Source organism: Ottowia sp. (genome assembly GCF_046348305.1).
Lineage (GTDB): Bacteria > Pseudomonadota > Gammaproteobacteria > Burkholderiales > Burkholderiaceae_C > Ottowia.
On sequence record NZ_JAXMEM010000008.1, the window covers coordinates 182523 to 199911 of the forward strand.

15 protein-coding genes are annotated in these 17389 nt (G+C 66.0%); 13 read left to right on the forward strand and 2 right to left on the reverse strand.

Translation table 11 applies throughout. The features are described 5' to 3' along the window. Window positions 1-51: 51 nt before the first annotated feature. Together msrB and U1F38_RS11400 are read right to left on the reverse strand one after the other, a co-directional pair. Complete coding sequence (msrB, locus tag U1F38_RS11395) at window positions 52-459, reverse strand: peptide-methionine (R)-S-oxide reductase MsrB (RefSeq protein WP_409987178.1); 408 nt, start codon at window positions 457-459, stop codon at window positions 52-54. Further along, the gene (locus U1F38_RS11400) at window positions 456-1916 is read right to left on the reverse strand and encodes a protein adenylyltransferase SelO (protein WP_409987179.1); all 1461 of its coding nucleotides are present in this window, start codon (window positions 1914-1916) and stop codon (window positions 456-458) included. The genes msrB and U1F38_RS11400 overlap by 4 nt, the downstream gene beginning before the upstream one ends. A gap of 142 nt (window positions 1917-2058) precedes the next feature. Here U1F38_RS11400 and U1F38_RS11405 point away from each other — a divergent pair, with 142 nt between their 5' ends. The 13 genes from U1F38_RS11405 (at window position 2059) to U1F38_RS11465 (ending at window position 17370) form a co-directional block, all read left to right on the forward strand. Then, window positions 2059-3696 (forward strand): 3-(methylthio)propionyl-CoA ligase, encoded by a 1638-nt coding sequence (locus tag U1F38_RS11405; RefSeq protein WP_409987180.1) that lies wholly within the window; start codon window positions 2059-2061, stop codon window positions 3694-3696. Window positions 3697-3808: 112 nt separating this feature from the next. Next, the gene (locus U1F38_RS11410; RefSeq protein ID WP_409987181.1) at window positions 3809-5050 is read left to right on the forward strand and encodes a branched-chain amino acid ABC transporter substrate-binding protein; all 1242 of its coding nucleotides are present in this window, start codon (window positions 3809-3811) and stop codon (window positions 5048-5050) included. A gap of 88 nt (window positions 5051-5138) precedes the next feature. Further along, window positions 5139-6086, forward strand: a complete 948-nt coding sequence (locus tag U1F38_RS11415; protein ID WP_409987182.1) for a branched-chain amino acid ABC transporter permease — start codon at window positions 5139-5141, stop codon at window positions 6084-6086. Between the two features lies 1 nt (window position 6087). Next, the gene (locus tag U1F38_RS11420; protein WP_409987183.1) at window positions 6088-7380 is read left to right on the forward strand and encodes a branched-chain amino acid ABC transporter permease; all 1293 of its coding nucleotides are present in this window, start codon (window positions 6088-6090) and stop codon (window positions 7378-7380) included. Then, window positions 7377-8147 (forward strand): ABC transporter ATP-binding protein, encoded by a 771-nt coding sequence (locus U1F38_RS11425; protein ID WP_409987184.1) that lies wholly within the window; start codon window positions 7377-7379, stop codon window positions 8145-8147. The genes U1F38_RS11420 and U1F38_RS11425 overlap by 4 nt, the downstream gene beginning before the upstream one ends. After that, the gene (locus U1F38_RS11430) at window positions 8147-8842 is read left to right on the forward strand and encodes an ABC transporter ATP-binding protein (protein WP_409987185.1); all 696 of its coding nucleotides are present in this window, start codon (window positions 8147-8149) and stop codon (window positions 8840-8842) included. The genes U1F38_RS11425 and U1F38_RS11430 overlap by 1 nt, the downstream gene beginning before the upstream one ends. 136 nt (window positions 8843-8978) lie before the next feature. Further along, window positions 8979-11090 (forward strand): 3-hydroxyacyl-CoA dehydrogenase NAD-binding domain-containing protein, encoded by a 2112-nt coding sequence (locus U1F38_RS11435; RefSeq protein ID WP_409987186.1) that lies wholly within the window; start codon window positions 8979-8981, stop codon window positions 11088-11090. 139 nt (window positions 11091-11229) lie between these two features. Next, window positions 11230-12405: an acetyl-CoA C-acyltransferase gene (locus U1F38_RS11440; protein ID WP_409987187.1), complete on the forward strand. Its 1176-nt coding sequence runs from the start codon at window positions 11230-11232 to the stop codon at window positions 12403-12405. 316 nt (window positions 12406-12721) lie between these two features. Beyond that, window positions 12722-14554: an acyl-CoA dehydrogenase gene (locus U1F38_RS11445; protein WP_409987188.1), complete on the forward strand. Its 1833-nt coding sequence runs from the start codon at window positions 12722-12724 to the stop codon at window positions 14552-14554. Window position 14555: 1 nt separating this feature from the next. Further along, window positions 14556-14858: a Dabb family protein gene (locus tag U1F38_RS11450; protein ID WP_409987189.1), complete on the forward strand. Its 303-nt coding sequence runs from the start codon at window positions 14556-14558 to the stop codon at window positions 14856-14858. A 33-nt stretch (window positions 14859-14891) separates the two neighbouring features. Next, window positions 14892-15686: an SDR family oxidoreductase gene (locus U1F38_RS11455; protein ID WP_409987190.1), complete on the forward strand. Its 795-nt coding sequence runs from the start codon at window positions 14892-14894 to the stop codon at window positions 15684-15686. A gap of 13 nt (window positions 15687-15699) precedes the next feature. Next, window positions 15700-16119, forward strand: coding sequence for a PaaI family thioesterase (locus U1F38_RS11460; protein ID WP_409987191.1), 420 nt, complete (start codon window positions 15700-15702; stop codon window positions 16117-16119). Window positions 16120-16353: 234 nt separating this feature from the next. Further along, window positions 16354-17370, forward strand: coding sequence for an NADP-dependent oxidoreductase (locus U1F38_RS11465; RefSeq protein ID WP_409987192.1), 1017 nt, complete (start codon window positions 16354-16356; stop codon window positions 17368-17370). Window positions 17371-17389 lie beyond the last annotated feature (19 nt).

The window sequence follows — 17389 nt, forward strand, 5'->3', positions numbered from 1 at the left end:
CGTCCTCTGCGTCCGGCTGTTCGGCTGTTCGGCTGTTGGGTTGTTCGGCCGTCACTCAGGCTCGAAGTCCAGCGAAGCCGAGTTCATGCAGTAGCGCAGGCCGGTCGGCTCGGGGCCGTCCTCGAACACATGGCCCAGATGGGCGCCGCAGTTGGCGCACACGGTCTCCACGCGGACCATGCCGTGGCTCAGGTCGCGCTTTTCGGTGATCGCGCCGGGGATGGCCTGCGAGAAGCTGGGCCAGCCGCAGCCGGCGTCGAACTTGGTGCCGGACTCGAACAGCTTGGTGCCGCAGCAGATGCAGTGGTAGCTGCCGTCCTCCCAGTGGCGCTCGTATTTGCCGCTGAACGGGCGCTCGGTGGCGGCGTGGCGGGTCACTTCAAACGCGCCGGGCTCGGCGCCCTTGGCGGCCAGCAGGTCGCGCCACTGGGCGTCGGTTTTCTGGACAGGATGGGTCATGAGGAGCAACTGATCTGGATGTGGGCGGCCCAGTCGGGCGCGATGCCGGCCCATTCGGGGTGGGCCGCGGGTTCATCATATGGATGCTCGAGGGCCGCTTGCAGTTCCGCCAGCGGGCCGAAGTTCTTGCGCCTGGCCTGCTCGATGGCCTGCTCGGCCAGGTGCTTGCGCAGCACGATGGCGGGGTTGGTCTTGAGCATCAAATCGGGGCTGTGCGCTTGCGGGTTGTGCGCAAGCAGCTCCTGAAAACGCAGCAACCAGGCGTCGCAGGCGGCGCGGTCGATGAACAGGTCGCGCAGTGGCTCGCCCGACCTGCCCGCGGCCTGGCGCGCCAGGCGCCGCCAGGCGACGGTGTAGTCGGTGCGCTCGCCAGCCAGCAGGGCGAGCCAGTCGTCGGCCAGGGCGCTGACCTCGGGCGTGGCGCGGGCAAAGCCCAGTTTGGTGGCCAGGCGCTCGGCCAGGGCCTGGGTGTAGGTGTCGGCAAAGCGATCCAGCGCGGCCACGGCCTGCTCGCGGTCTTCGATCAGCGGCAGCAGCGCCTGGGCCAGCGCGCACAGGTTCCAGTGGGCGATGGCGGGCTGCTGGTCGAAGGCGTAGCGCCCGCCGCTGTCGGAGTGGTTGCAGATGTGGCCAGGGTCGAACCCGTCCATGAACTGAAACGGCCCGTAGTCCAGCGTCAGCCCCAGGATGCTCATGTTGTCGGTGTTCATCACCCCGTGCATGAAGCCCACCGCCTGCCATTGCGCGACGAGGCGCGCCGTGCGCTCGGTGACGGCTTGCAGCAGTGCGGCGGCGGGCTTGGGGGCACTTTGGCAGTCGGGGTAGAAGCGCCGGATCACGAAGTCGGTCAGCGCCTGCAGGGCGTCTTGCTGCCCGCGGTAGCTGAAGTGCTCGAAGTGGCCGAAGCGGATGAAGCTGGGCGCCACGCGCGTGACCACGGCGGCGGTTTCCAGCGTCTCGCGGCGCACCGGCAGGTCGGAGCCGGTCACGCACAGCGCGCGGGTGGTGGGGATGTCCAGCGCGTGCATGGCTTCGCTCACCAGAAACTCGCGGATGGATGAGCGCAGCACCGCGCGGCCGTCGGCCATGCGCGAGTAGGGCGTGAGCCCGCTGCCCTTGAGCTGCACCTCCAGCCCGCCGGCGGTGTCGCCCAGCAGCAGCGCGCGCCCGTCACCCAGCTGGCCGGCCCACACGCCGAACTGGTGGCCGCTGTAGACGCTGGCCAGCGGCGCGCTGCCCGGCAGCAGGGTGTTGCCGCTGAAGGCCTGCAGGGCATCGTCCGAGGCGAACCAGTCGGGTTCCAGCTCCAGATCGCGTGCCAGCGCCGGGCTGCGGCCCACCCAGTAGGGGGCGGGCAGCGGCGCCGGCGCAAGCGCGCTGAAAAAATGCGGCCCCAAGCCGGCAAAGGCACTGCGCACGAGGTGCAGGGGCTTTGCTGCAACGGCGGATTCGGTCATGGGCCCATTGTCGGGCAGTTGCCATGACTGCACACCCTACCGGGTAAACCCCAGTTTTGTCGAGGACGTTTTTGCGCAGCGGACGCCTGCGCCGGCAGTAGGATTCGGACTTCTTTTTTCTTCCATGACACGAGGAGTACCCATGCTGGGCCTGATGCAGAACCAACCGCTGTTGATTTCCATGCTGCTCGATTTTGCCGAGCGCCACCACGGCGACGCCGAAATCGTCTCGCGCCGGGTGGAGGGCGACATCCATCGCTATACCTACAAGGACCTGGCTGCGCGCGCCAAGCAGGTCGCCAACGCACTGGACGCGCTGGGCCTGCAGGACGGCGACCGCGTGGCCTCGCTGGCCTGGAACGGCTATCGCCACATGGAGCTGTACTTTGGCGTGCCCGGCTCGGGCCGCGTGCTGCATACGCTCAACCCGCGCCTGCACCCCGATCAGATGGTATGGATCATCAACCATGCCGAAGACAAGGTGGTGTGCTTCGACATGACGTTCCTGCCGCTGGTGCAGGCCACGCACGCCAAGTGCCCCACCGTCAAGACCTGGGTGGCGCTGTGCGATGCCGACAAGCTGCCGGCCGACAGCGGCATCCCGGGCCTGCAGAGCTACGAGGCGTGGATCGGCGCGCAAAAAGCCGACTATGCGTGGCCGCAGTTCGACGAGAACACCGCCTCCGCCATGTGCTACACCAGCGGTACCACGGGCAACCCCAAGGGCGCGCTCTACAGCAACCGCTCGGTCGTGCTGCATGCCTACGGCGGCGCGCTGCCCGACGCCATGGGCATTTCAGCGCGTGACTCGATCCTTCCGGTGGTGCCGATGTTCCACGTCAACGCCTGGGGTCTGCCGTACGTTGCCGCGCTCACCGGCGCCAAGGTGGTCTACCCGGGCCCGGCCATGGACGGCAAGTCGATCTATGAGCTGATGGAAGCCGAGAAGGTGAGCTTTGCCGCCGGTGTGCCCACCATCTGGCAAATGCTGCTGACGCACATGCAGTCCAACGGCCTGAAATTCTCCAGCCTGAACCGCACCGTCATTGGCGGCTCGGCCTGCCCGCCGGCCATGATCGACACCTTCCGCGATGAGTTCGGGGTGGATGTGCTGCACGCCTGGGGCATGACCGAAACCAGCCCGCTGGGGACGGTCGGCACGCTGAAGAACAAGCACCTGAAATTGCCCAAAGAGCAGCAACTGGCCATTCGGCTCAAGCAAGGCCGGGCGATCTTCGGCGTGGACATGAAGATCGTGGGCGACGACGGCAAGGATCAGCCCTGGGACGGCAAGGCCTATGGCGACCTGCTGGTGCGCGGCCCCTGGATCATGGACACCTACTTCAAGGGCCAATGCCCGCTCATCAAGGACGAGCAGGGCCGCGGCTGGTTCCCCACCGGCGACGTGGCCACCATCGACGCCGACGGCTTCATGCAGATCACCGACCGCAGCAAGGACGTGATCAAGTCCGGCGGCGAATGGATCAGCTCGATCGACATCGAGAACGTTGCCATGGCGCACCCGGCCGTGGCGATGGCCGCGTGCATCGGCATGCCGCACCCCAAGTGGGACGAGCGGCCCATCGTCGCGGTGGTCAAGAAGCCCGGCGCCGAGGTGACGCGCGAAGAACTGATCAAGTTCTACGACGGCAAGATCGCCAAGTGGCAGATCCCGGACGACGTGGTCTTCGTCGAGGCCATCCCGCTGGGCGCCACCGGCAAGATGCTCAAGACCAAGCTGCGCGAAGAACTCAAGGGCTACAAGCTGCCCGGCCTGTGAGTCACGGCGCGGGCTGTCGCCTGCGCGATAAGACTAGGGCAAACCCCCTGCTGCGGCGCGTCACAAAGCCGGTACGCTGCGGCGCATCATTGAACCCAAAGGAGATCCCTGCATGCGAACGACCTTCAAACTTGTAGCTGCTTGCGCAAGCCTGGCGCTGGCTGGTGGTGCTTTTGCCCAGAAGGGCGAGACCGTCAAGATCGCCATGATCGAAGGCCTGTCCGGCCCCATGGGCAACGTGGGCACCAACCAGTTCAAGAGCTGGCAGTACGTGGCCTCGCAACTGAACGCCACCGAGAACCCGGCCGGGGTCAAGTTCGAGATCGTGCCCATGGACAGCAAGAGCTCGCCGCAGGAGGCGCTCAACCTGCTGAAGTCGGCCGTGGACCAGGGCATCCACTACGTCACGCAGGGCAATGGCTCCAACGTGGCCATCCCGCTGGCCGAGGCCGTGGGCAAGAGCAACGAGCGCAACCCCGGCAAGGAAGTCATCTACATCAACTACGCCGCGGTCGATCCGGCCTCGACCAACGAAAAGTGCAACTACTGGCACTTCCGCTTCGACGCCGACACCACCATGAAGATGGCCGCGCTGACCAGCTTCATGAAGGACCAGAAGGACATCCACAACGTCTATTTGCTCAACCAGAACTACTCGCACGGCCACCAGGTCAGCAAGTACTTCAAGGAAGGCATCCAGCGCAACCGCCCCGACGTGAAGATCGTCGGCGATGATTTCGTGGCGCTGGGTCAGGTCAAGGATTTCGCGCCCTACGTGGCCAAGATCAAGGCCGCCGGCGCCGACACTCTGGTGACCGGAAACTGGGGTCAGGATTTCACGCTGCTGGTCAAGGCCATGAACGACGCCGGCCTGCACATCCCCATCTACGCCTACTACGCGGGTGTCTCGGGCACGCCAACGGCGCTCGCCCAGGGCAAGGACCAGGAGGTCTACCAGATCGCCTACAACCACTCCAACTACACGGGGCGCATGGGCGAGTTGATGAAGGGCTTCAAGGCCAAGAACAACGACGACTTCTACACCTTCTCGGTCTACAACGCGCTGACCGCGCTGTCCGACGCCATGGCCAAGGCCAAGTCCACCGACCCGGTGAAGGTGGCGGCGGCGCTGGAAGGCCTGCGCTTCAAGGGCTTCAACGGCGAGGACGCGCAGATGCGCTCCACCGACCACCAGCTGCAGCTGGGCATGTGGATCTCCAAGTGGCAGAAGGTGGACGCCAAGAACAGCTACAGCCTGGAGAACACCGGCTACACCTTTGCCCCGGTCAAGTACCTGGAGCCCTTCGTGGCCAGCACGCCGACCACCTGCCAGATGAAGCGCCCGGGCAAGTAAGTACGGGTCAAGCCATCACGCCGGCGGACGACGCGGGTCGCCGACCGGCGTTCGTCTTGAGTGGGTCTGCAATACCGAGGAAGCCCGGATGGAGTTTTTCACCATATCACTGCTCAACGGCCTGAGCTACGGCCTGCTGCTGTTCATGCTCAGCTCGGGCCTGACGCTGATCTTCAGCATGATGGGCGTGCTCAACTTCGCGCACGCCAGCTTCTACATGCTGGGCGCATATCTGGCCTATCTCATCTCCGGCGTCGTCGGTTACTGGCCGGCGCTCATCGTCGCGCCCATCGCGGTGGGCCTGCTGGGCGCCTTGTTCGAGCAGGTCTGTCTGCGCCGGGTGCACAAGTTCGGCCACGTGCCCGAGCTGCTCGTCACCTTCGGCCTTTCCTACTTGGTGCTCGAGGTCGTGCAGCTCATCTGGGGCCGCGCCGTCGTGCCCTACGGCCTGCCCGAGCAACTGCAAGGGCCCTTGTTTTCCATCTACGGCACGCAGTTTCCCAAGTCACGCGCCTTCATCATGCTGGTGGCCGTGCTCATGCTGCTGTCCATCTGGCTGGTGCTCACGCGCACGCGCATCGGCTACATCATCCAGGCCGCGCTCACGCACCCCGACACCGTGGAGGCGCTGGGCCACAACGTGCCGCGCGTGTTCATGCTGGTGTTCGGCGGCGGCGCCGCGCTGGCCGGCCTGGCCGGCGTGGTGGCCGGCAACACCTACGTCACCGAGCCGGCCATGGCCTACGCCGTCGGGCCCATCATCTTCGTGGTGGTGGTGGTGGGCGGCATGGGCTCGCTGGCCGGCGCGTTTCTGGCCTCGCTTTTGATCGGCGTGATCCAGACCTTTGCCGTGGCCATCGACCGCTCGCTGGGCGATCTGCTGGCCGGCATGGGCATGCAAGTGACGGCCAGCGGCGGCCTGGAGCAGGTGCTGCGCCTGACGGTGGCGCAGGTGGCGCCGATCCTGCCGTACCTGTTCATGGTCTTGATCCTGATCTTCCGGCCCAAGGGCCTCCTGGGTACGCGGGAGACATGAGATGAACGCCGTTGCCAAACCCTCGATGCCCACGGCGCGCCTCGTCACCTGGGGCGGTTTTGCCGCGCTGCTGGTGGTGGCGCCGTTGCTGCTGTCCAGCAGTCTGGCGCTCAACATCCTTTCGCAGATCGGCTACCTGATCATCATCTGCCTGTCCTACAACATGAAGCTGGGGCAGGGCGGCATGCTCAGTTTCGGCCATGCCGTCTATACGGGCCTGGGCAGTTTCGCGGCGGTCATCGCCATCAACTACTTCAGCAACCACAACATCGGTCTGCCGCTGGTGGTCGTGCCGCTGGTCGGTGGCCTGGTGGGCGCGCTGGTGGCGGTGCCGCTGGGCTACGTGTCCACCAAGAAGGCGGGCACCACCTTCGCCATGATCTCGCTGGGCATCGGCGAGCTGGTGGTGGCCATCGCCATGATGCTGCCCGACGTGTTCGGCGGCGACGGCGGCATCTCCATCAACCGCACCTATGGCCAGCCGCTGCTGGGCGTCACGTTCGGCCCGCAGATTCAGGTGTACTACCTGATCGCCGTGTACTGCTTCGTGTGCACCGCGCTGATGTTCGCCTTCACCGGCACGCCGCTGGGGCGCATGCTCAACGCCGTGCGCGACAACCCCGAGCGCGTGGCCTTCATCGGCTTCAACACCCAGCTGGTGCGCTGGTATTCGTTCATCATCTCGGGCTTTTTTGCCGGCATCGGCGGGGCACTGGCAGCCATCAACTTCGAGATCTTCAATGCCGCCGATGCGCTCAGCGGCCTGAAGTCCGGCGCCTACCTGCTGTTCACCTTCCTGGGCGGGGTCACCTTCTTTTTCGGCCCCATCATCGGCGCCATTCTGATGGTGCTGGCCTCGGTGCTGTTGTCCGAGCTCACCTCGGCCTGGCTGCTGTATCTGGGCTTTGTCTTTCTGATCATGGTGATGTATGCGCCCGGCGGCGTGGCCAGCCTGATCATGGTCAACGTGCGCATGGCGCACTTCGGCAAGCTGCGGCGCCTGTGGGGGCTGTACGGCGGGCTGCTGGTGACGGGCGTGGTGATGATGCTGGGCGTGGCGGCGCTGATCGAGATGATCTACCACCGCCAGCTCAACGCCGGGGCCGGGCCGGTGGTGCAGTACCTGGGGGTGCCGCTGGATACCGGCGCCGTGACGCCCTGGCTGGGCGCTGCCGCACTGGCCGTCGTGGGCTGGGCGTTGATGGAAGGCGTGCGCCGGCGCTTTGCCCGCGCCTGGAGCACCGCCCAGGAAGAAATCGAATCCGAGATTCAGGCGCGGGGGGCCCTGCAATGACATACGCCATTGAACTGAAGGACCTGCGCAAGAGTTTCGGCAAGACCGAAATCATCCGCGGCGCCAACCTGGCGGTGCAGCCGGGCGAGCGCGTGGCGGTGATCGGCCCCAACGGCGCGGGCAAGTCCACGCTGTTCAACCTGATCAGCGGGCGCCTGACGCCCACCAGCGGCGAGGTGTGGCTGAACGGCCAGCGCATCGATGGCAAGAAGCCCTACGAGATCAACCGCCTGGGCCTGGCGCGCAGCTTTCAGATCACCAACGTGTTTCCCAAGCTGAGCGTGTTCGAGAATTTGCGCTGCGGCGCGCTGTGGAGCCTGGGCCACCGCTACACCTTTTTGCGCTTTCTCTCCAGCCTCACGGACGCCAACGAGCGCGCCGAAACCCTGCTGCGCCAGGTGGGCCTGGCGGGCAAGCGCGACGTACTGGCCATCAACCTGACCTACGCCGAGCAGCGCGCGCTGGAAATCGGCGTGACGATTGCCGGCGGCGCCAGCGTGATCCTGCTGGACGAGCCCACGGCCGGCATGAGCACCACCGAGACGACGCACTTCATCAACCTGATCCGCGAGGTGACCGAGGGCAAGACCCTGCTGACGGTGGAACACGACATGGGCGTGGTGTTCGGCCTGGCCGACAAGATTGCAGTGGTGGTGTATGGCGAGGTGATTGCGTTTGACACCCCCGAGCGCGTGCGCGCCGATGCGCGCGTGCAGGAGGCCTATCTGGGCTCGCCCGTGGCCGATGCGCAGGGAGGGATGCACTGATGCTGAAAATCCGCGACCTGCATGCCTTCTACGGCAAGAGCCACGTGCTGCACGGCGTGCACTTCGACGTGCAGCCCGGCGAGATCGTCGCGCTGCTGGGGCGCAACGGCTCGGGCCGCTCGACCACCGCCAAGGCCATCATGGGCCTGGTGGACTGGCAAGGCGGCATCGACTGGAAGGGCCAGAGCCTGGCGGGCAAGAAGACCTTCGAGATCGCCCACCTGGGCGTGGGCTACGTGCCCGAAAGCCGCGACATCTTCCCGAGCCTGACGGTGCACCAGAACCTGCTGCTGGGCCAGAAGGGCGCCGGCAAGGGCAGCCGCTGGAGCTTTGACGACATGTATGCCATGTTCCCGCGCCTGAAGGAGCGCCAGCACACACCCGCCGGCGTGATGTCGGGCGGCGAGCAGCAGATGCTGACGCTGTGCCGCACGCTGATGGGCGACCCCGACCTCATCATCATCGACGAACCCACCGAAGGCCTGGCGCCCAAGATCGTCGAGCTGGTGGGCGAATACCTGCAAAAGCTCAAGGCCCGCGGCATTTCGGTGCTGCTGATCGAGCAGAAGCTGACCATCGCCATGCACATCTCCGACCGGGCGCTGGTGATGGGCCACGGCGCCATCGTGTTCGACGGCACGCCCGACGGCCTGCGCGCCGACGCGGCCGTGCGCAAGGAATGGCTGGAAGTCTGAGCAGGCGCCTGCGTCTCACCAGCGACAGCCTGGGCCTTCCGCGCGCAGCCAAACTCACTAAACTGAGTGATTGGCGGCTGCCTGCCGTGCGCTGGCTGTCCGCGCTTGTTTTCAACTTCCCCTTCCAGGAGTGCCCATGACGGCCCAATACCAGGTCCAAGGCGACGTCGCCATCATTTCCCTGAACAACCCGCCCGTCAACGGCTTGGGCTACGACACGCGCATCGGCATCACCAACGGGCTGGAGCAGGCCAATGCCGATGCCGCCGTCAAGGCCATCGTGCTGACGGGCGCGGGCAAGGCCTTTTCGGGCGGCGCCGACATCCGCGAGTTCAACTCGCCCAAGGCCATGCAGGAGCCGACGTTGCTGTCGGTGATCCTGGCGCTGGAGAACTCGGCCAAGCCCGTCGTGGCCGCCGTGCACAGCGTGGCCATGGGCGGCGGGCTGGAACTGGCGCTGGGCTGCCACTACCGCATCGCCGCGCCGGGCGCCAAGATCGCGCTGCCCGAGGTCAAGCTGGGCCTGATCCCCGGCGCCGGCGGCACGGTGCGCCTGCCGCGCGTGCTGGGCGCCGAGATGGCGCTGAACCTGATCGTCAAGGGCGACCCGGTCAACAGCGAGGTGCTGGCCGGCCTGCCGGGCCAGAAGTTGTTCGACAAGCTCGCCGCGTCGCCCGAATCGCTGCTGCAGGAGGCGGTGGCCCTGGCCAAGGAGGTCGCGGCCAAGCACGCCGACGGCTCGGCCCTGCCGCTGGTGCGCAAGCTGCCGTGCAAGCACCCGCAGGGTGATGCCTATTTTCAGTTTGCGCGCAACATGGTGGCGGGCATGTCGCGCAATTTCCCGGCACCGGTCAAGTGCGTGGACGCGGTCGAAAACGCCACCAAATACAAGTTCGACGACGCACTGGCCAAGGAGCGCGAGATCTTCCTCGCCCTGATGCAGACGCCCGAGTGCAAGGCGCTGCGCCACGTGTTTGCCGCCGAGCGCGCGGCCAGCAAGATCCCCGACGTGGGCCCCGAGGTGCAGCCGCGCGAGATCAAGAAAGTGGCTGTCATCGGCGCCGGCACCATGGGTGGCGGCATCACGATGAACTTCCTCAATGCCGGCATTCCGGTCACCATGCTGGAGATGAAGCAGGAAGCGCTGAACCGCGGCGTCGAGGTGATGAGCAAGAACTACGAGGCGCAGGTCAAGAAGGGCAAGCTCAAGCAGGACAAGTATGAGCAGCGCATGGCCCTGCTCAAGACCACGCTGAGCTATGACGACCTGAAAGAAGCCGACCTCATCATCGAAGCCGTGTTCGAGGAGCTGGGTGTCAAGGAGCAGGTGTTCAAGAAGCTGGACGAAGTCGCCAAACCCGGCGCGATCCTGGCCAGCAACACCTCCACGCTGGACGTGGACAAGATCGCCGCCTTCACGAAGCGGCCGCAGGACGTGGTGGGCATGCACTTCTTCAGCCCTGCCAACGTGATGAAGCTGCTCGAAGTCGTGCGCGGCGCCAAGACCGCCAAGGACGTGCTGGCCACGGTGATGCAGATCGCCAGGAAGATCAAGAAAACCGCGGTGGTCTCGGGCGTGTGCGACGGCTTCATCGGCAACCGCATGATCGAGCAATACAGCCGCCAGGCGGGCTTTCTGATCGAGGAGGGCGCAACGCCCGCGCAGGTGGACAAGGCCATCGAGAAGTTCGGCTTTGCCATGGGCCCCTTCCGCATGGGCGACCTGGCGGGCAACGACATCGGCTGGGCCATCCGCAAGCGCCGCTACGTCGAAAAGCCGGACATGAAGTACAGCAAGACGGCCGATCTTCTGTGCGAGCTGGGCCGCTTCGGCCAGAAGACCGGCGCCGGCTGGTACGACTACCAACCCGGCAAGCGCGACGCCATCCCCAGCAAGCTGGTGGAGGACATGGTGGCCAAGCACCGCCAGGATCTGGGCATCACGCCGCGCACCATCAGCGACCAAGAGATCGTGCAGCGCTTGGTGTATTCGCTGGTCAACGAGGGCGCGCGCATCCTGGAGGACGGCATCGCCAGCAAGGCCAGCGACATCGACATGGTGTACCTGACGGGCTACGGCTTTCCGTTGTGGCGCGGCGGCCCCATGCAGTACGCCAGCCAGGTGGGCCTGTTCAACGTGGCTGAAAGCATGAAGCGCTTTGCCCGCAACCCGCTGGACGACGCTCAGTTCTGGCAACCGGCCGCGCTGATCACCAAGCTGGCCGCTGAAGGCAAGACCTTCGGCTGAAGATGCCCGGTATTCCTCCCTCTCCCTGCAGGGAGAGGGCAGGGGTGAGGGCCGCAGTGCCCCCTTCGCAAATTCAAATCATTTCGGCCTCTGGCGACCACCCATCCAGCGCCGGCAGCTATCAAACCAGGAGTAATCCATGACATCCGCCCTCATCGTCTCCACCGCCCGCACCCCGCTTGCCAAGAGCTGGAAAGGCGCCTTCAACATGACCCACGGCGCCACCCTGGGCGGCCACGCGGTACAGCACGCCATCCAGCGCGCGGGCATCGAGGCCGCCGCGGTGGACGACGTCATCATGGGTTGCGCCAACCCCGAAGGCGCCACCGGCATGAACATCGCGCGCCAGATCGCGCTGATGGCCGGCTGCCCCGTCACCACCTCGGGCACCACCGTCAACCGCTTTTGCTCTTCGGGCCTGCAAACCATCGCGCTGGCCTCGCAGCGCGTGATCGCCGGCGAGGCCGATGTGTTCGTCGCCGGTGGCGTCGAGAGCATCTCCTGCGTGCAGCAGGAGATGAACAAGCACATGATTTTCGACCCGGCCCTGCAGGCCAAGAAGCCCGAGATCTACTGGAGCATGCTGCAGACCGCCGAACAGGTGGCCCAGCGCTACAAGATCGGCCGCGACGCCATGGACGAATACGGCGCCGCCAGCCAGCAAAAGGCCTGCGCGGCGCAGGCGGCCGGCCTGCTGGATGCCGAGATCGCCCCCATCACCGTCACCATGGGCGTGGCCGACAAGCAGCTCGGCCTGATCACCAGGCAGGTCACCTGCGCCAAGGACGAAGGCACGCGCGAAGGCACCACCAAGGAAGGCATCAGCGGCATCAAGCCCGCGCTGCCCGGTGGCCTGATCAGCGCCGGCAACGCCAGCCAGTTCTCCGACGGCGCCGGCGCCTGCGTGGTCGTCAGCGAGCAATACGCCAGCCAGAAGAACCTGAAGCCCCTGGGGCGCTTCCTGGGCTTTGCCGTCGCCGGCTGCGAGCCCGACGAGATGGGCATCGGCCCCGTGTTTGCCGTGCCCAAGGTGCTGGCCAAGCTGGGCCTGAAGGTGTCCGACATCGACCTGTGGGAGCTGAACGAAGCCTTTGCCGTGCAGGTGCTGTACTGCCGCGACAAGCTGGGCATTCCGGCCGACAAGCTCAACGTCAACGGCGGCGCCATTGCGCTGGGCCACCCCTATGGCGTGAGCGGCCAGCGCCTGACGGGCCACGCCCTGATCGAAGGCAAGCGCCGCGGTGCCAAGAAGGTGTGCGTCACCATGTGCATCGGCGGCGGCATGGGTGCTGCTGGCGTGTTCGAGGTGCTGTAGGGCGCGCCTGCTCGACTTGGCGGGATCCTCAGTCTGACCGACCGACGAGCCCGGTGGATGGGGGCCTCGCAGGCCGGGTTGGCAAAGCGCAACCCGGCGCGTGCGCGGCGCACGGCGCTGCCCTGTCGCCATGCAGCACCCCCGACCCGGGAGCGCCGGCATCCTGCCGGCACGGGGCGCAACACCAACCCCAAGAAGCCGGCAAGATGCCGGCGCTCCCAAGCCCCGCGCACGCCGGTTCGCGGTTCGCCGTGGTCATGGAACCCGTCACCAAAACGACAAGAGCGCGCGTGCTGACCCACCCATAATCGCCCGCATGGCATCGCTTCGCAACACCCTTGACTTTCTGCTGTACGACTGGCTGGATGCCCGCGCCCTGACCGAGCGCCCGCGCTTTGCGGATCACTCGCGCGAGACCTTCGACGCGGTGCTGGACACCTGCGAGCGCATCGCGCGCGAGAAGTACGCGCCCTTCAATCGTTTGGTCGATACGGAAGAGCCGCGCACCGAAGTGGCCGCCGATGGCAGCTTGCGCGTGGTGCTGCCCCGCGCCACGCACGAGGCACGCCAGGCGTATGCCGAAAGCGGCATGCTGACGGCCGCGCAAGATGCCGAGCACGGCGGCATGCAGTTGCCTTATGTGGTGGAGGCGGCAGCCAATGCGTTTTTTGGCAAGGCATCGATCAGCATCGGGGCCAACCTGCTCACGGTGGGCAACGCCAACCTGCTGATGGCGCATGGCACGCCGCTGCAACAGCGGGTGTTCGCGGCCAACGAGTTCAACGGCCGCTGGGCCGGCACCATGTGCCTGAGTGAGCCGCAGGCGGGCTCCAGCCTGAGCGACGTGGCCACGCGCGCCGTTCTGGAGGATGCGCACGACCCGCTGGGTGCGCGCTATCGCCTGACGGGCAACAAGATGTGGATCTCCAGCGGCGAGCACGAGATGACCGAGAACATCGTGCACCTGGTGCTGGCCAAGATTCCGGGCGCCGATGGCAAGCTGGTGGCGGGGGTCAAGGGCATCTCGCTGTTCATCGTGCCCAAGAAGCTGGTGAACGTCCAGGGGCAGCTGACCGGCGTGCGCAATGACGTCGCCTTGGCCGGCCTCAACCACAAGCTGGGCTGGCGCGGCACCACCAACACGCTGCTGAATTTTGGCGAAGGCAAGTTCCCGGTCGACGGCAAGGCCGGTGCGGTGGGCTACTTGGTGGGTCAGCCGGGCGAGGGCCTGCGCTGCATGTTCCACATGATGAACGAGGCGCGCATCGCCATCGGCATGGCGGCCACCATGCTGGGGCAAGCGGGCTATGAGGCATCACTCGAATACGCCAGGACGCGCACGCAAGGCCGCCCGATCGGATCGGCTGGAAAGGACGCGTCGCAGCCGCCCGTGCGCCTGATCGAGCACGCCGACATCCGCCGCATGCTGCTGGCGCAAAAGGCCACGTGCGAAGGCGCACTGGCGCTGCTGCTGTACTGCGCGCGGCTGGTGGACGAACAGCACACGGGCGATGCGCAACAGGCCGACGAAGCACGCCTGCTGCTGGAGGTGCTGACGCCCATCGCCAAGAGCTGGCCCAGCGAGAACTGCCTGGAGGCCAACAGCCTGGCCATCCAGATTCACGGCGGCTACGGCTACACGCGCGACTTCCCGGTCGAGCAGTACTGGCGCGACAACCGCCTGAACATGATCCACGAGGGCACGCACGGCATCCAGGCCATGGACTTGCTGGGCCGCAAGGTGCGCATGGAGGGTGGGCGCGGCCTGGCGCTGCTGGCCGCGCGCGTGCAGGCCACGATCGAAAAGGCGCAGGCCCATGAGGCCCTGCACCACGACGCCGCTGCGCTGGCCAGTGCGCTGGAGCGCATCGGCCAGGTCACGCACGCGGCCTGGGCCGGTGGCGACGCCAGCGAGGCGCTGGCCAATGCCGTACCCTATATGCAGGCCTTCGGCCACGTGGTCATCGCGTGGATGTGGCTGGAGCTGGCCTTGGCGGAAAATGCTACCAAATCAGAAGCTGCCGGCGCAGGCTTGATGGGCGCCAAGAGCTATTTTTATCACTATGAATTGCCCAGGATCGACGCCTGGTTGCGCGTGGTGGAAAGCCGCGACATGACCTGCGCCCAACTGCCCGAGGAGGCTTTTTGACATGCTCAAGCACATCGTGATGTGGAAGTTTGCGGACCAGGCCGAAGGCCAGGACAAGGCCGCCAACCTGACCCAGGCGAAGGCGTTGCTGGACGGCTGCGCCAATCTGGTGCCGGGCATGGGCCAGCTCGAAGTGGCGATCGCCGCACCCGGTCTCGAATGCACCTACGACCTGGTGCTGTACAGCGAATTTGCCGACCGCGCCGCACTCGACGCCTACCAGGTGCACCCCACGCACGCTCCGGTGAAGACCTTTCTGCGCTCGGTGGTCGCCGCCCGCCAGTGCATGGACTACGAAACCTGATCGCCCCCACCACGACAACCCTCAGGACACGCCATGACCCGCACCGTTCAACAACTGTTCGACCTCAAGGGCAAGAGCGCCCTCATCACCGGCGGCTCGCGCGGACTGGGCCTGCAGATGGCGCACGCGCTGGGCGAGGCCGGCGCGCGCATCATGCTCAGCTCGCGCAAGGCTGACGACCTGGAGCAGGCCGCCGCCGAGCTGCAGGCCGCCGGCATCGACGCGCGCTGGATCGCCGCCGACTGCGCCAGGGAAGAAGACACGCGCCGCCTGGCCGACGAGACCCTGCAGCGCATGGGCGCCATCGACATCCTGGTCAACAACGCCGGCGCCAGCTGGGGCGCGCCGGCCGAAGAACACCCGGTGGCCGCCTGGGACAAGGTGATGAACCTGAACGTGCGCGGCTACTTCATCCTGAGCCAGCAGGTTGCCAACGGCTGGATGATTCCGCAAAAGCGCGGGCGCATCATCAACATTGCTTCGATCGCGGGCTTGAACGGCAACCCGATCGACATGAAGACCATCGCCTACAACACCTCCAAGACCGCGGTCATCGGCTTTACCCGCACGCTGGCGGCCGAGTGGGGGCGCTTTGGCATCACCGTCAATGCCATCTGCCCGGGCTTTTTCCGCACCAAGATGGCCTCGGGCCTGATCGACCAGCTGGGCGAGGGCAAGATGGCCGCCGCCGCGCCGCTGGGCCGCCTGGGCGACGACGAGGACTTGAAGGGCATCACCCTGCTGTACGCCAGCGACGCCGGCAAGCACGTCACCGGCCAGTGGCTGGCGGTCGATGGCGGCGTCAGCGTTGTCCTTGGAGCCGCTTGATGGAGCAGACGACATGAGCGTGGGTTTTCACGTCGCCATTCCCTTTGTCGATCTGCTGGGCTTCACGCTCGAGCGCTTCGAGGGCGGCGAATCCACGCTGCACTTCGCGCCCCGGCCCGAGCACTGCAATTCCTTCGGCGTGGCGCACGGCGGCGCGCTGATGACCTTTCTGGACGTCATCATGGCCACCGCCGCGCGCAGCGTGCAGCCCGAATCGGGCGTGGTCACCATCGAGATGAAAACCAGCTTCATGCGGCCCGCGCCGGTCGCCCCCGGCGCCGCCCTGGTCGGCCGCGGGCGCCTGCTGCACCGCACGCGCAGCATGGCCTTTGTCGAAGGTTCGGTGTTTGCCCCCAACGGCGAGCTGTGCTCCCAATCCATCGGCACCTTCAAATACGTGGCTGCGCGCGCCAACCACATATCGACGGATTGAAGGTGGTGGCCGCCGAAAACAGCCGGACGCAGAGGACGCAAAGATTGCGCAGAGGACGCAAAAGAATTCAAAGTTTCAAATAAATTTCTTGGTAGCCCATGCAGGACAAGCGCAACGTGCTATTGATTTGATAATTTGTTCGGTATTTTTTGCGTCCTTTGCGAATCCTTCGCGTCCTCTGCGTCCGGCTGTTTTGGTTTCTTCACACCCCCCCATCCAACACAGGACCCCACCATGCCCACCAACCGCCAAATTCTGCTCGACAACCGCCCCCAGGGCGAAGCCACGCTGGCCAACTTCAAACTGGTCAGCACTGAAACGCCCGCGCTGCAAGACGGCCAGGTGCTGGTGCGCCACCACTACCTGAGCCTGGACCCGTACATGCGCGGGCGCATGAACGACAGCAAGAGCTACGCCGCCTGCCAGCCGCTGGGCGAGGTGTTCCAGGGCGGCACGGTGGGCGAGGTGGTGGAAAGCCGCCATCCCAAATTCGCCGTGGGCGACAAGGTGGTGGGCTTTGGCGGCTGGCAGGAGTACAGCGTGGTCAACGCCAGCCAGAGCGGCACGCTCAAGAAGGTCGACACCACCCACGTGCCGCTCTCGCACTACCTGGGCGCCGTCGGCATGCCGGGTGTGACGGCCTGGTATGGGCTGAACAAGATCATCGCGCCCAAGGCGGGCGAGACGCTGACGATCACCGCCGCCTCGGGCGCCGTGGGCAGCGCCTTTGGCGCGCTGGCCAAGGCGCGGGGTTGCCGCGTGGTGGGCATTGCCGGCGGGCCGGACAAGTGCAGCTACGTCACGGACGAGCTGGGCTTCGATGCCTGCATCGACTACCGCCAGCACCCCGACGTCAAGAGCATGAGCGCGGCGCTGAAGGCCGCGTGCCCCAAGGGCATCGACGGCCATTTCGAGAACGTGGGTGGCTACATCCTTGACGCCGTGCTGCTGCGCACCAATGCCTTTGCCCGCATCGCCCTGTGCGGCATGATCGCCGGCTACGACGGCCAGCCGCTGCCCATGCAGAACCCCGCGCTGCTGCTCGTCAACCGCATCAAGCTGGAGGGCTTCATCGTCAGCGAGCACATGGAGGTCTGGCCCGAGGCCCTGGCCGAATTGGGCCAGTTGGTGGGCAGTGGCAAGCTGCGCCCGCGCGAAACCATCGCCCAGGGCATCGAATCGGCGCCACAAGCTTTCCTGGGTTTGCTTAAGGGCAAGAATTTCGGAAAACAATTGGTCAAAATGATCTGATCCGCCGCAAGGAGAGCAG

What these genes read in the sequence shown, in the direction of transcription:
- msrB (WP_409987178.1), bottom strand. Translation starts at nt 459, where the DNA reads ATGACCCATCCTGTCCAGAAAACCGACGCCCAGTGGCGCGACCTGCTG.
- U1F38_RS11400 (WP_409987179.1), bottom strand. Translation starts at nt 1,916, where the DNA reads ATGACCGAATCCGCCGTTGCAGCAAAGCCCCTGCACCTCGTGCGCAGT.
- U1F38_RS11405 (WP_409987180.1), top strand. Translation starts at nt 2,059, where the DNA reads ATGCTGGGCCTGATGCAGAACCAACCGCTGTTGATTTCCATGCTGCTC.
- U1F38_RS11410 (WP_409987181.1), top strand. Translation starts at nt 3,809, where the DNA reads ATGCGAACGACCTTCAAACTTGTAGCTGCTTGCGCAAGCCTGGCGCTG.
- U1F38_RS11415 (WP_409987182.1), top strand. Translation starts at nt 5,139, where the DNA reads ATGGAGTTTTTCACCATATCACTGCTCAACGGCCTGAGCTACGGCCTG.
- U1F38_RS11420 (WP_409987183.1), top strand. Translation starts at nt 6,088, where the DNA reads ATGAACGCCGTTGCCAAACCCTCGATGCCCACGGCGCGCCTCGTCACC.
- U1F38_RS11425 (WP_409987184.1), top strand. Translation starts at nt 7,377, where the DNA reads ATGACATACGCCATTGAACTGAAGGACCTGCGCAAGAGTTTCGGCAAG.
- U1F38_RS11430 (WP_409987185.1), top strand. Translation starts at nt 8,147, where the DNA reads ATGCTGAAAATCCGCGACCTGCATGCCTTCTACGGCAAGAGCCACGTG.
- U1F38_RS11435 (WP_409987186.1), top strand. Translation starts at nt 8,979, where the DNA reads ATGACGGCCCAATACCAGGTCCAAGGCGACGTCGCCATCATTTCCCTG.
- U1F38_RS11440 (WP_409987187.1), top strand. Translation starts at nt 11,230, where the DNA reads ATGACATCCGCCCTCATCGTCTCCACCGCCCGCACCCCGCTTGCCAAG.
- U1F38_RS11445 (WP_409987188.1), top strand. Translation starts at nt 12,722, where the DNA reads ATGGCATCGCTTCGCAACACCCTTGACTTTCTGCTGTACGACTGGCTG.
- U1F38_RS11450 (WP_409987189.1), top strand. Translation starts at nt 14,556, where the DNA reads ATGCTCAAGCACATCGTGATGTGGAAGTTTGCGGACCAGGCCGAAGGC.
- U1F38_RS11455 (WP_409987190.1), top strand. Translation starts at nt 14,892, where the DNA reads ATGACCCGCACCGTTCAACAACTGTTCGACCTCAAGGGCAAGAGCGCC.
- U1F38_RS11460 (WP_409987191.1), top strand. Translation starts at nt 15,700, where the DNA reads ATGAGCGTGGGTTTTCACGTCGCCATTCCCTTTGTCGATCTGCTGGGC.
- U1F38_RS11465 (WP_409987192.1), top strand. Translation starts at nt 16,354, where the DNA reads ATGCCCACCAACCGCCAAATTCTGCTCGACAACCGCCCCCAGGGCGAA.